The organism is Pseudochryseolinea flava (genome assembly GCF_003286915.1).
In the GTDB taxonomy this organism is placed as follows: Bacteria; Bacteroidota; Bacteroidia; order Cytophagales; family Cyclobacteriaceae; genus Ohtaekwangia; species Ohtaekwangia flava.
In genome coordinates this window covers 1-13,008 of record NZ_QMFY01000005.1, presented here as the reverse complement: position 1 = coordinate 13,008, position 13,008 = coordinate 1, and the positions used below count along the sequence as shown (strand labels likewise).

Here is a 13,008-nt window from a genome sequence, read left to right as displayed (position 1 = left end):
CTTAAGTCAACGACGTGAACCGTGATCTATAAAAACGAAAATGCTTGGCACTACTGTTTATCCGCCATGTACATCACGCGTTCTTCTACCGGCGGCAATGGCGGAAGTGAAGTAAATGGTTTGTCCAAATAAAAATAACCCGTTGCAGAAACGTCGTCACTGCGATAGAAATTAGTCCAACCGTCGGGAAAGTTTTTGTCTGTGATTTGTGGAATAGGATTCTGCTCAAGCAGTTTTATAAAATCTTTTCCATGCACAGTCACAGGAATTAGCTTCGCTCCTTTTTCAACGTAGCTTCTTACTTTCGGCATCATGTCACCGCCCATCAATTGAATGGTGACCTGGCAATCTTTTTGAAAATACACTGGATCAGGAACGTGATAGCGATAAAAACTCCACTGACGGTTGGCTTCATCTGCAACAAGGCATCCTTGGTAAAGATGATTATAGGCACCTTGTCCCCAAGCCGTGCCAATATAATCCTCGGTACCTGTACCGTTAAGGGTTGGTAATTCGCCGTCGCCATCGAGATAAATTTTCACTTCTCCTTCGCCCCACCAACTCTTCTCGTATAGCGGATTTGTTATGACGCCCATATTCATGCCGAGGTATCGTCCTCGTCCAGAAATTTTTGGAATGATTACAAAGTCTTTACCGAGTTCAGGCGCTGTATTTCTGCTCCAATACGCGTGAAAATAAAGTACGTCATCTGCGTGTGATTTTACTTTTTGAAAATTCACATCATAGAAAAGGTGAACTTGTTTGTTGCCTTCGTTGGTGAGAACAATTTTTGCGGCCGATCTGTAGGGCATGGGAATGTAGCAATTGAAAGAGCGACCTTCAGGGTCTGTAAACAACGCGCTTTGAAAGGATGTTCGACGCGCCAAGCCTGTGCCGAAAAAATCTCCGAGTGGAGCAGACACTGCGGGCTTCGTTGCATTGTCCCAAAATATTTCTATTCGTAAAGCGCGCAGCATTGCCGGACTCCGGTCATTTACCGTTAGCCAAATGCGTTGAATAATTCCCGCGCCTTTTACATCGAGTAGCGTTTTCTTTTCACCGGGCACAACAAATTCTGCGGGATGACCTTTTGCGTGTTTATTCTCCTTGCCTCCGTTGGCTTTCTCAGCGGCGGCGTTTTCAAAACTCGCCCAACGAGATTCATGTGGTGACACCTTGTAAAGTTGTTGCGCATGAAGGTTGCTCACGACGAGCATTGCAGTTAAGAAGGTAAGTGCAGATCGACACATCGTTGATAGGATTTGATAATGAATTTAACGATTAACTTCTATTTTTAATCGCCTATTTTCAATATGATTCTTTCATGGTATTGCTGATAAATGGTCCGTGCACTACTTACGTTAATGAGCGAGTTACAGTCATCGCACTAGAAAAACTAAGGGACTGCCTCAACGAGTGAGATAGTCCCTTATTTATAAAATGAATGAGTCAATCTAGTTCTTGTGCATCACCTAAGGACGACGAATAGCAGTGACCATTTTAAGACCTGTGTAATAGTTAGACCCTCCCATTGGATCGAATCCGCTGGTGCTAAAGAATCCATTGTAACTTCCATCCCAGCCCCAGTTCATGTACAACATCGGAGCATAGGTACCACCACTGCAAGAATAATATTCATAGAAGCCATCGCATACCCATGCATGTCCTGAACCAGAGCGATATCCAGTAAGGATTACCGGACGTCCCCAAGTTGTAATTTCAGTGGTGATGGTCGTAAGATTATAAGAACGATAAGACGCTAAAGATGAGTATCCAAAACTACTCACAAACCCTGGCACGATGGCATCTCCATTTGCTCCCGATCCAAAGCACATATACGACATATTCACACTGTTCGCTGCATTTCTCATTAAACGAGCTGTTTCGAACTGGTTAGCACCCATTGTATTCCAATTGTATGTATTGGGGAAATCATGAAAGTTCATGACGATGGCCATCGCCGTTGCTACACAGCCAGTATACGCACGTCCATTGGGTAAGCCGCTACAACCAAAGGTGTTCTCCAGTGGCATCTGACTATTCCACGAAGTACCTTGACCCCATGCTGCAGTCGACAATGTAACATACAATTGTGAATCTTGGCATGGCGGGTCAACAGGTTCGTTGTTAGGTTGTGCGCTCTTGTTCCGCGCCTTTTGCACCAGCGCTTTTACTGCTTCGGTGTCTTCCAATCTTCGCCATTCCTTCACCACTCTATCATCGGGAGTGGCCGCACGTGCTCTGATTTTTTTGATACCTTCTTTGTAGCTGAACATTGTTTCTTTTACACCTTCCGGAAGTTCTTTACCAATAGGAAAATTGCTTGTCTCCGAGAAGGCAAGAATTGGCATTGTCTTTTTCTCTGCAGACACAATCACGAACCCGCCCTCCTTATACGTTATTATATAATAGAGAGGCTTCCCAACTTCATCCCGGAAAGGCGTAACTTCTTTTACGGTTTTTTCTTTGCTGCTTAACCTGGCATTTGTTGACTCTCCCTTGAATGTTGTTGCAGCAAACGTGGCGTTAAAATTCGCAGCAATGGTCGAAGCCATTTCTTGTGATACTTCATCACCTTGATCTGCTGTGTTTAACGGCCCAAAATTTTCTTGCTGACATGATGCCAAGAACAGGCAGATGGTTAACAGAATTAAACTAACTTTTTTCATTTGAATGGAGTTTTGTAAACGGTAAGTCCTAAACTATGACATTTGGATGTTGTAACCTAAACCGGATTATTCGGGTATTAAATCAGTTTACTATTTATTGTCACGCTCTCTTCTCCATTAATCGATAAAATATAGATTGAAAAATTAATCCCAGGGTGTTTCGTCGAAAGAATTAACAATCGCTGTGAGCTCGATCACATCCATAAAAAATATCGGGTCCCGACCTTTTTATTTATCAACAATCAAATCGATTTTACAAAAGACTGTCTGTGGATTTATAGCGTCAGGTAAAATTTCCGAAACGCGCGATCCGGATCCCTCTTCACTTCGCACACATTATTAAAAATCATCGTCGCTCCATTAGATTGTTTGAATGCAGGCCATTCCGGTAGTCCATGATGATTGGGATTTCCTGTTCGTGCAAAGTTTATCCATGCCTTCGCGACCTTTTCACTCAGCAGTCGCGCTTCCTCCGTTGCACCGGTCATCGTCGCACAGCGGTCAGTGTTATAAAATATAAATGGTATTTCGCTGCAATGGTATGCGCGAGGACGACCATCTAAAAGTTTTGTTTCCCAAGCAAACATATACAAGTACACATTGGCTTGTTGTTGTGCGCTCTTCACTTCTGCCAGCACGTGTGCCATCGGATTGTAGGGATTTAAGAACGACAGGATTTCTACCGGTTTTGCATGTGGATAGATATGCTTGCATACCTGATAAAATGCTTCGCCTTTTTCAGGATATCTCTCCATGAGCTTTTTTCGAAGGCCTTCATCTGTCAATGCTTCCATTGCAGAGTCGCCGATGCTAGCAGACCACTCGTGACGATTACTACCAATCATCATTGGTACATCTGCCGAAAACTCAGGTGCGTTTGGATAAAAAGGATGTGAGGGAATAATTACGCCATCCATCACTGGTTGCCAACCCGATCGCGGTACCTTTTTTCCAACCGCAGATTCTGATACTTTCTTTTCTGCGACGATAGCCGCTTCAATCAAACGCCTATAATCTACCTGATGGAGCGTGTCAATATTACGCGCTGAAATATCGAGGTATGCTAGCACATTTTTTGTCAACGCCGAAGCATACTCGCGAGAAGCAATCTTTGCAACAGAACTGCTCTGAGAAATTGCTTTATGAAAAAGGCCCTTCGCGAGCGGCATGTTCATCAATGTTGTGATCTTCGATGCGCCACCAGATTGACCGAAAAGGGTTACGTTGTTGGGGTCACCTCCGAAGTTCTCAACATTGTTTTTCACCCATTGTAGCGCTGCAATAAGATCGAGCATTCCACCATTTCCAGACGCCGCATATTGATCACCATAAGCCGACAAGTCCAGAAAACCAAAAACATTGAGTCGATGATTTACAGATATCACTACGACATCACCGAACGCACTAAGATTTCTGCCATCATAGGACGGATGCTCTTGGCTTGACCCCGAGAAGAAACCACCGCCGTGTATCCAAAACATTACTGGCTTCTTTGCATGCTTATCGAGACGCGTTGACCATACATTAACGCGAAGACAATCTTCACCTTGATAACCATCGACCCATTGAAATAGAAACGCATATTCTTCAGACGCCCATCCTTTGTTGGGTCGCTGCGGACAAATAGGACCGTACGCTAACGCGTCACGTATTCCAGTCCAAGGCGTCACACTTTTGGGTGGCGAGAATCTATTTTGTAACGCGGTAGTCGCTGCGTAGGGTATTCCTTTGAAGGTAAAGATGCCATGATCTTGATAGCCCCTAATTTTTCCAGCCGTCGTTTCGACAACAGCATGATCAGCACGTGCTACAATTGAAGCATGCGCGTGACCTGAACATCTAGCCTTCTTCAAAACGGGCGACACCGCACCCAGTCCTATACTTGTTAGCCCGGATTTTTTAATAAATGATCTGCGATTCATCGATTTGACTCTTGAGAAGTTATGGATCCATTGATATTCAAATGCCAAAGATGAACACACCGGTGCCGACAGAATTGTAATTCCGTACCAACTTCTTGTAATCCTGACTTTGTCTAAATCGTTTATTCAACGAGGCAGCTCATCAGTCGTGGGGATCATTTATATAATGATTGATCCTTGAGGTAATCGATACCATTTTCCTTTAAGTATTTGATACCCCACTTACTTAAGAAATTAAATAGCGGACTCAGAGACTTGCCGGTTGGCGACAAAAAATATTCGACACGATACGGCTTTTGTGAAATAATTTTCTTGAGAATCAACTTGTCTCGCTCCAGTTCTTTCAATTGCTGACTCAACATTTTTTCGGAGATAGCGGGCAGATTTCTTTTAATGTCACTATAGCTCTTGTCGCCAAAGTGCAAGAGGTGAGAGAGTATTAATATTTTCCACTTGCCGCCGACAAAACCCAAGGCAACATCAACAGGACAGGTATACTTCTTGTCATTCAACTTGATCATCGAAAAAAACTTTGGGCCTACTTTTTAGTAAGGTATTGACTTCACATGCGGCGTTTGACAATTTTACTGAAAAACGACCTATGAAAGTTATAATATTAAATCTTTTGCTTCTGTTTTTTGTCACAAATCATGCAATTTGTCAAACCAATAAAGACATGGATAACAACACGATCTCTACGGAAATTATCCGCTACAAGATTTCACAAACGGACCGGGACAAGTTCATTTCGGCGTACACCGAAGCGCAAAAGCATTTGCAGGCGTCAGAATATTGTTTAGGTTACGAACTGATTCACGGTGAAGAAGAGCCTGAAAATTTTATTGTCATCATCTATTGGACATCTACGAATGACCACCTGGCCGGCTTCAGAAAGAGTCCGGTGTTCGGCCCATTCTTCAACCTGGTGAAACCGTTTTACAATAACATTCAGGAAATGAAACATTATAACACGTTACTCAAATGGGAGAAGGAGAAGAAGTAAAACGAATACCAACATTATCCAATTGGGCAGGAGGACCAGAAGCGTTTCAAAAATTAACGAGACGCTTCTACGAAAAAGTTATGGAAGACGACATGCTTGGTCCGGTATTCAAACACATGTCGCCAGAACATGCAAAACGCGTAGCCCACTTCATTGGTGAAGTATTGGGTGGAGAAAAATTGTATACGCAGCAGAGTCGAGGAAGTCATGCAACGATGGTCGAACATCACGTAGGTAAACACCTTGACGAGACATTACGAAAAAGATGGATGTTATTACTTCTCGATACTGCCGATGAAGTTGGATTGCCTAGCGATCCAGAATTTAGGTCTGCATTTATAGGGTACATCGAATGGGGAAGTCGGCTCGCGGTGATCAACTCGAATGCTACCGAAAATCCTATCAACGAAACCGAACCTATGCCTACATGGGGATGGGGTGAAACCGGTGGCCCCTATGTATAGGTTTTGACTTTGCTAATCACAGTACTCCTTTTTTGTGTAGCGCTATTGTGACCATAGTCATGCGGTGCTTCAGAGAATATTGATCTTCAATACAAAATCAGACTTGTCTACGTCTGTTTCCATACTCCTATTACTCATCTCTCAGGGTGTCAACGGGATTCATTTTGGCCACGCTGATCAGCTTGTATCCGATTGTCGCGAACGATGCAGCGAATAGTAATCCGATAGCCGCGATAAAGGTCCATACATTTACACCTTGATAGTACTTCCAAATGGTTCCCATAATAATTGAACACCAATTATAACTTGCAAAGACGCCGAGTATCGACGCGACGAACAGAATAATCACGAATTCCGTATTGATGATTCTGGTGATGTTAAAGAAAGAAGCGCCGGAGATTTTACGAATACCGATTTCCTTCATGCGCTTGATGATGTTCAGCGATAGCAAGGAATACAATCCTGTAACGGAAAGAATCATCGCCACTAAGCCTAGAAAGAAGTATCCGTACATAATACTTTCATTCAGCGCTGCAACATCTTGCAACGTTGCGCCAAGTAGTCGTCCATTGTATAAACGATTCGGAAAAACTTTATTCCATTCTTTTTTCATGGCTTCGTTTACGCTGACTACGTTTTCCGCACTTGCGCTGACAACGATTTGGTTGTATGCAGCTGGCTTGACGTAACGAATCATCATCGGCTCCATCTCTCGCCATAAGCCGTGCGTATAAACGTTCTTCACAACACCGACCACTGTAAGTTTTACAGAATCGCGCCACGTTACTTCTTTTCCAATCGGATCTTCCCATTTAAAAAGATCAACCATCTTCTCAGTAACAATCACAGCATGCTTGTGGTCAGTCTCGGAGTCTTTCACAAAATCACGACCTTCGATAATTTGGAGGTCTAGTGTTTTCACATAATTATCACCGACATCAATAATATCCACTTCCGATTGGGATGACTCATATTTTACTGATTCATGAAGGCGATTTGAAAATATGCCACTCTTGGCACCGGCCATCGAAATGATTTCAGTGTTTGTTGACAAAGCGTTACGGTATGTCTCATACTCTTGTTGATCGCTCACCCACGCGATTACAGCGCCACTTGCTGCAAATCCTAAATCATAGTTCTTTTGATATCGCGCATTTTGCATAAACGCTATCGAACTTACAATAGCGATGAGTGATATCGCGAATTGTAATCCAAGCAGCGTGCGTGTAAAGTAATTCGTTCCACCAAACTGCAGTTTACCTTTGAGGATATTCACAGGCTTGAACTTACTGATGTAGAATGCTGGATAACTTCCGGCGAGAATACCGGTAGCGAGGAGTACAAATAAGAGGAATCCTATAAACTTGAGGCTGCCATAATAGTTGTGTGGTTCGAGATAGATATTGTTGTTGGTCATCAAGTTCCATCCCTCGATCATAAAATCAGAAACCGCGAGCCCAACGATGAGTGCGAGAAGACAAGTGATGGTAGTCTCGCCAATAAATTGAATGATCAATTGAAAACGCATACTTCCCAACACTTTTCGGATGCCGATTTCTTTGAGGCGTCGTGCAGAGATCGCGATGGCAGTATTCGTCAAATTAAAACATGCGATAAGCAGAATCATAGTCGACATGATGACGGATCCGGTGATCGCAGCAATTGGTGGTGCTGCCCAGGTAATGGCCTGAACATCTTTTTCACGATCAAGGTAAGCCATGGTTGCAAAAGGAATGAGTGTAAACTCCGTAAGGTGAAAATCCTCTCTAACCGTATTGTTGTTGGCGACAAAACTTTGCAGTTGTTTGTGCACCGACGACACACGATCAGCTTGTTCGATTTGAACATATAACGTGCGGGTGTCGCGCCAATCTTCCGCTGCCTTTGCACCAAATTCTATTTTCGAATCCTCAACATGCATATATGCCGATCCGCCGCGGGTATAAAAACTTGAATTCATCGGAGGATCCTGGAATACACCTGCGATCTTAACTTCCTTAAGCTCCTTGCCTATTACTTGCGTAATCGTTTTCCCTGTAGCTTCTTGTGCACTCCCAAATAAACGCGTGGCCATCTCTTCACTCACGAACACACTTGACGGCAAAAGATGGTTGCCCTTACCGGTGATGAAATCGAATGAGAACATGGCGAAAAACTCAGGAGACACGTATGACAGATTACCCACAAACAAGTCGTCCTTATGTTTGAAATTTGAATACGATCGCAGCAATGTCGATGATCGATTAACGTCGGTCAATGTTTTGTCAGCTATTTCAGATAGTGGTGCTGGTACGGTAGCAACCAACGACGTTGCACCTTCAAATTCTCGTACGGCACTTACGCGGTAGATGTTTTCACGTTGTTTATGAATAGCATCGAACGTCGCATCGTATTGATATGCGAGATAGGTAACAATTGAAATGGCAATCGCGATGCCCATTCCTAAAACATTTGTCACGATGAAGACTTTGTGCTTCACCATGCTGCGAAAAGTGATGAGAAGATAATTAAGGATCATGGTCGTGCCATTGCCAATAATAGTGCCAGCAAATTATTGGTAATTTCGAGAATTCTAACGGCATTCCATCGAAACGTTGTGCGTTTATGGGACGACACTTGTCGTATACGAACGCATGGGTATATCGGGTAATCGCGCGACTACTCCCTATTCTTCTTCCACAGTTTATTGTGAAGTACACGATCAATCACTTCTTCACGATAATGGCGTCCGATAGGAACACGTGTGCCGTGAATCAAAATATCATTGTTCTCAATGGCTTCAATCTTCGACGTAGCTACAAGGAAAGATTTATGCACTTTCATAAAAGCATGATTCGCTAAATTTTCTTCTACGCTCTTTAAGTTTAATAGCGTCAAATATTTTCTTTTTGCTGTTACGATATGAACATAATTCTCCAGCGCTTGGATATAGAGAATATCGTCATAGTGGATACGTTCAAATTTCGAATCACATTTGATAAAGAAATAGTCATTTGTAGTCGCATCGGAAACAGCAGTCTTTTTGAGCAGATTAAAATGATCGTTCGCTTTACCTGTCGCCTTCAAAAAGCGATCGAATGTGATTGGTTTCAATAGGTAATCCATTACGTCCAATTGAAATCCTTCAAGCGCAAAATTAGGATAGGCCGTCGTGATGATCACCATGGGTGGATTATTTGCGATCCTGAGATAATCAATCCCATTGATGACAGGTGTTTGAATATCCAGGTAAATCAGATCAACAGGCTGCGACGCTACAATCGCGGTGAGTTCAATTGGATTTGTTACCTCCGCCAGTAGCTCGAGGTAATCTATTCTAGAAACATATTTTGATATACACTCGCGTGCCAGGGGTTCGTCATCCACAATTACACATTTCATAGATTTCATCTTGTCATTTCATGATTTTCGCCCGCTCGATGTTTATGCAACACGATAGTCAATACGACGTCGAATTGTTCTGCGGTCCTATCAATGGAAAGGTCATGTTCGCCAGGATACATCAAGTTCAATCTACGCCGAACGTTTTGTAAGCCGATGCCGCTGTTCTTCATTACAGCTCTGGACGACGTCGTATCGAAAACACTATTTGATATCGTGAATGTCATACGCTCACCAGAAAAAGAAAGGTTGATCTTAATCCAGTTGCCTTCATTACGCTGTGTCGACACATGCTTAAATGCGTTTTCAATAAAAGGCACCAGCAGCAACGGCGCAATGGTGGCATCATACGGAAACGTAGGATCAATTTGGATCGTTAACACAACAAGTTTGCTATCCATTCTTAACCGTTCCAACTCAATATAATTCTCAAGATATCGTAATTCTTGCGAGAGTAAAATTTCATCTTCGTTACATTCGTAAAGTTGATAACGCAAAAGGTCAGAGAACTTAGCTAACGATTCGGAGGCCATATCTTGATTTTTGTGTATCAATACAAATATTGAATTGATGGTATTGAACAGAAAATGAGGATTGAGCTGCGAGCGAAGAAATTTCAATTCACTTTCAAGTTTTTGTTTTTCGAGTAATTGTTCACGCTGCTGCGCACCTATCCAATTTTTCGTGAGCTTAATGCTCATGGCCAAAAACATGCTCGTCAATGTAGAAGGAAGCGTGAGCGTAATAAAGAAGTATGAAAAATTGCTATGTCCAAACAGTGCGTCAAGTGTAGTATTCTTTATGGACGCCATCAGATAATATGCCATTACGATGCACGACGCGGTAACAACAATGGTGAGCGTTAATAAGAGTAAATAGGGCACGTACCTTCGTCTTACAAGGTATCTCGGAATCAGAAAATACAAATTGAAGTAAACAGCAACAGCCTGAAAGACTACATAGAATAAAAACTTTGGAGAAGAAAGAATGTAATTAAATACCACCGCGGGGTCGCCAACGTTCACGACAGTCCACGCGTAGTGATATAAAAACCAAAAAAGTATGTGATAGACCTTATACCTTACAAACCAATTCGCATTCACCTTTTCCCAGAAAGAAATGTTCGAGGGTGCGGATTGCGCGTAACGATCTTGGTTTAGGGTGTACAGCTGTTCCATCCTGATAAGATACTAAGATCTATCCGACTGCGGCAATGGTCATGGATTTAAATTCCCTTTCGCGTCACTTCGAAACCGAGGCGGCTTCTGCGAAGATCAAGTGTTTTGCAAGGAAGGGTAGAACGCGTGTATAAAATCTACCGTCCTCCAGCCAAACTTTGTCGTAAGGATTACCGCGATATTCTTCGGCTTCATGTTCAATACCAAGATCTTCCAACTTCCGACTAAATTCCCGGTTGGAATCCACGTGTGCATACGTTGGATCGAATCTTCCCCAGTCCAACGCAATACCGCTCAACTTTCGGAGATTATCGGCGCAGGCATCTAAACTTTCATCCAAGAGAAAACCTTCACGCGCTTTACGAACATTATCGGGCAACAACGTCGGCGTGTTGTTAACCATTTCCATGAAGAAATCACAATATAAGGGTGGCCGTTTTTCATTTGGCAGAAAGGCCTGGCTAACGGAAAGAAATATTTGTTCAATACCCTCCAGTGATTGATCAGGATACGACTTTGAAGCAAATAATTTTTGCCAGTTGATTCGTAAATAGGCCCATGGCAACTCGCCCATTCCTGTAGCGACGGGATGCAACGCATAGGCTACACTAAATATGTCGGGTCTCGTCATCGCTAATTTCAGTGCGCCACGTCCACCCATAAACTCCCCGACGACCGCTCTGCTTGTTTGATGCGGAATGGTTCTAAACTTTTTATCGATAAAGGGCACAATCTCATCCGTTGTGTGATCCAACCATCTACCGCTTACGGGAGAATTTTCATATAGGCTTCCAGTAGTAGCGGTTTTATAGTCGGGCACCACCATAATGAACTCACCCATTACCCCACTAACAATTGCACGGTCCATCAATGTCACAACCCGACCATCTTCGAACATCTGATCGTTGTTCCAGAATATGTTATGTAAAAAGTATATCACGGGGTAACGTTTATTCGAGTGATCATAACCGGCTGGGAGATACACCTTAATACTTCGTTTCGTATCAATGCCAAGCCGATTCTCTTTGAGGATAGTAGAAGAATAGATTTCAGTTAAAAGTTTTCCCTTCCTGGGCAGATCTGAAACGTCCGCAGTTTGGGCCACGGCGTAATGGCAAACCAGCATGGCAATAGACAACGACAATAATTTTAATGGCTGCATGTTTTTTTAAGGAAAGTCCATAAAAAAGGAAAGGCTCCAAAAAAAGATTGACCATCGACAAGGATTTGATGACAAACAGCAAGCTTCGCGCAGGCTCAACGTAAAGTTGATTTCTCGCCGAGGTATCGTTACATAAGTTTGAAGAAGGGCGATCAACGATTAGAAACCGCAGATTATTTGTAAATCCACAACGGCCTGAGCCAGTCATCTACCCTTCGCTAGCGACCAGACTCACCTCTAGAGGGTATTCTACGGAAATATGTCGAATAAAATTTTCGCAACTAGTGATCAACCCGCAACTTTGGATCGCTTTATTTTGCGAGCAATAATGAACCATTGCTTGATCTATTAACCACAATTAATCATGATGAAAACAAAACAAATTCTATTCGGCTTATTGTTGAGCGTCATTACGTTAACCGCTAATGCGCACGCAATTTGGATCGAAACCAACGTGAAGGGTGCTGTTGGAAGAGAGCAAGAGGTAAAAATATTCTACGGCGAGTATGCTGCAGGTGAATTTGAAGAAACTGAAAAATGGTACTCCGACGTCAATACGTTCACCCTTTGGCTCGTTGCTCCAGACGGATCGAAGAAACAACTCACTTACAAAGCTGCTGGTAAGTACTTCACAACATCTTTCACTCCCGACAAAACTGGTGTTTATGTGTTGACGACTGGTCATAGCGCAAAGCAAATTGACGGTACATACATGTATCAATTCAACGCATCGGCGGCTGTAGCAGTAGGCACTACGTTGGCTACCATTCCGAATGCCACGGCCAACAACGATTTATACCTTCAGCCGGTGAAGTCTACAGATTCTAAATTCGGCAAGGTGAAAGCTTTCTATAAAGGTAAGCCGGCTGCAAACATCGACATTGCTGTATCAGGCCCAACTGGTTGGACAAAAACATTTAAGACCGACGAGAATGGTGAAGCGAAATTTGATCTTCTCTGGAAAGGCACTTATGCGCTCGAGGGTACTTATACGGTTGAAGAGAAAGGCACACACCATGAAGCTGCGTACGAAAACATTTGGCGTTGCGCTACGGTAAGACTTGAGCAGTTGTAAGAATCAACTATATCTCAATGATTAAAAGAGGCCGTCTCAAAAGTCATGAGGCGGCTTTTTTTGTTTTTTTTGGGTTAATCTAGTTTGAAAAATGTAGGCGCGTGAAATCTTCGTCACTCATGCGGTCGCTTTTGCAAGATTGTGCGCTATGGCT

At 43.0% G+C, this 13,008-nt stretch carries 11 protein-coding genes; 3 read left to right on the top strand and 8 right to left on the bottom strand.

Features of this window, described 5'->3' with window-relative positions:
• Positions 1 to 50: 50 nt before the first annotated feature.
• The 4 genes from DQQ10_RS11275 to DQQ10_RS11260 all read right to left on the bottom strand — a co-directional run bounded on the left by DQQ10_RS11275 (position 51) and on the right by DQQ10_RS11260 (position 5,112).
• Positions 51 to 1,250, bottom strand: a complete 1,200-nt coding sequence (locus DQQ10_RS11275) for a glycoside hydrolase family 172 protein (protein WP_112746981.1) — start codon at positions 1,248 to 1,250, stop codon at positions 51 to 53.
• Between the two features lie 222 nt (positions 1,251 to 1,472).
• Entirely contained in the window at positions 1,473 to 2,669 is a 1,197-nt protein-coding gene (locus tag DQQ10_RS11270; RefSeq protein WP_112746980.1) for a C10 family peptidase, read from the bottom strand.
• Between the two features lie 275 nt (positions 2,670 to 2,944).
• Positions 2,945 to 4,591 (bottom strand): carboxylesterase/lipase family protein, encoded by a 1,647-nt coding sequence (locus DQQ10_RS11265; protein WP_112746979.1) that lies wholly within the window; start codon positions 4,589 to 4,591, stop codon positions 2,945 to 2,947.
• Between the two features lie 155 nt (positions 4,592 to 4,746).
• Complete coding sequence (locus DQQ10_RS11260; RefSeq protein ID WP_112746978.1) at positions 4,747 to 5,112, bottom strand: winged helix-turn-helix transcriptional regulator; 366 nt, start codon at positions 5,110 to 5,112, stop codon at positions 4,747 to 4,749.
• 80 nt (positions 5,113 to 5,192) lie between these two features.
• Here DQQ10_RS11260 and DQQ10_RS11255 point away from each other — a divergent pair, with 80 nt between their 5' ends.
• Together DQQ10_RS11255 and DQQ10_RS11250 are read left to right on the top strand one after the other, a co-directional pair.
• Positions 5,193 to 5,594 (top strand): antibiotic biosynthesis monooxygenase family protein, encoded by a 402-nt coding sequence (locus DQQ10_RS11255; protein WP_221409715.1) that lies wholly within the window; start codon positions 5,193 to 5,195, stop codon positions 5,592 to 5,594.
• Entirely contained in the window at positions 5,573 to 6,058 is a 486-nt protein-coding gene (locus tag DQQ10_RS11250) for a group II truncated hemoglobin (protein WP_112746977.1), read from the top strand. Before DQQ10_RS11255 ends, DQQ10_RS11250 begins: the two co-directional genes overlap by 22 nt.
• A 130-nt stretch (positions 6,059 to 6,188) precedes the next feature.
• On the opposite strand, the gene DQQ10_RS11245 is transcribed toward DQQ10_RS11250, so the two are convergent.
• The 4 genes from DQQ10_RS11245 to DQQ10_RS11230 form a co-directional block, all read right to left on the bottom strand.
• Positions 6,189 to 8,576, bottom strand: coding sequence for an ABC transporter permease (locus DQQ10_RS11245; protein WP_112746976.1), 2,388 nt, complete (start codon positions 8,574 to 8,576; stop codon positions 6,189 to 6,191).
• 140 nt (positions 8,577 to 8,716) lie between these two features.
• On the bottom strand, positions 8,717 to 9,439 hold the full coding sequence (locus DQQ10_RS11240) for a LytR/AlgR family response regulator transcription factor (RefSeq protein ID WP_112747268.1): 723 nt from the start codon (positions 9,437 to 9,439) through the stop codon (positions 8,717 to 8,719).
• Positions 9,440 to 9,444: 5 nt separating this feature from the next.
• Positions 9,445 to 10,617 carry a sensor histidine kinase gene (locus tag DQQ10_RS11235; protein ID WP_112746975.1) on the bottom strand — a complete coding sequence of 391 codons (1,173 nt, stop codon included), beginning with the start codon at positions 10,615 to 10,617 and terminating at the stop codon, positions 9,445 to 9,447.
• A 64-nt stretch (positions 10,618 to 10,681) separates the two neighbouring features.
• Complete coding sequence (locus DQQ10_RS11230) at positions 10,682 to 11,779, bottom strand: alpha/beta hydrolase (RefSeq protein WP_112746974.1); 1,098 nt, start codon at positions 11,777 to 11,779, stop codon at positions 10,682 to 10,684.
• A 364-nt stretch (positions 11,780 to 12,143) separates the two neighbouring features.
• Between DQQ10_RS11230 and DQQ10_RS11225 the strand changes: the two genes are divergently transcribed.
• A complete protein-coding gene (locus tag DQQ10_RS11225; protein ID WP_112746973.1) occupies positions 12,144 to 12,854 on the top strand; it encodes a DUF4198 domain-containing protein in 711 nt (236 codons plus the stop codon).
• The last annotated feature ends 154 nt before the right edge of the window (positions 12,855 to 13,008 follow it).

Excerpts from the sequence above, each read along its gene's own strand:
- DQQ10_RS11255 (WP_221409715.1), top strand. The coding sequence starts at position 5,193 with ATGAAAGTTATAATATTAAATCTTTTGCTTCTGTTTTTTGTCACAAAT.
- DQQ10_RS11240 (WP_112747268.1), bottom strand. The coding sequence starts at position 9,439 with ATGAAATGTGTAATTGTGGATGACGAACCCCTGGCACGCGAGTGTATA.
- DQQ10_RS11275 (WP_112746981.1), bottom strand. The coding sequence starts at position 1,250 with ATGTGTCGATCTGCACTTACCTTCTTAACTGCAATGCTCGTCGTGAGC.
- DQQ10_RS11245 (WP_112746976.1), bottom strand. The coding sequence starts at position 8,576 with ATGATCCTTAATTATCTTCTCATCACTTTTCGCAGCATGGTGAAGCAC.
- DQQ10_RS11270 (WP_112746980.1), bottom strand. The coding sequence starts at position 2,669 with ATGAAAAAAGTTAGTTTAATTCTGTTAACCATCTGCCTGTTCTTGGCA.
- DQQ10_RS11250 (WP_112746977.1), top strand. The coding sequence starts at position 5,573 with ATGGGAGAAGGAGAAGAAGTAAAACGAATACCAACATTATCCAATTGG.
- DQQ10_RS11260 (WP_112746978.1), bottom strand. The coding sequence starts at position 5,112 with ATGATCAAGTTGAATGACAAGAAGTATACCTGTCCTGTTGATGTTGCC.
- DQQ10_RS11230 (WP_112746974.1), bottom strand. The coding sequence starts at position 11,779 with ATGCAGCCATTAAAATTATTGTCGTTGTCTATTGCCATGCTGGTTTGC.
- DQQ10_RS11225 (WP_112746973.1), top strand. The coding sequence starts at position 12,144 with ATGATGAAAACAAAACAAATTCTATTCGGCTTATTGTTGAGCGTCATT.
- DQQ10_RS11265 (WP_112746979.1), bottom strand. The coding sequence starts at position 4,591 with ATGAATCGCAGATCATTTATTAAAAAATCCGGGCTAACAAGTATAGGA.
- DQQ10_RS11235 (WP_112746975.1), bottom strand. The coding sequence starts at position 10,617 with ATGGAACAGCTGTACACCCTAAACCAAGATCGTTACGCGCAATCCGCA.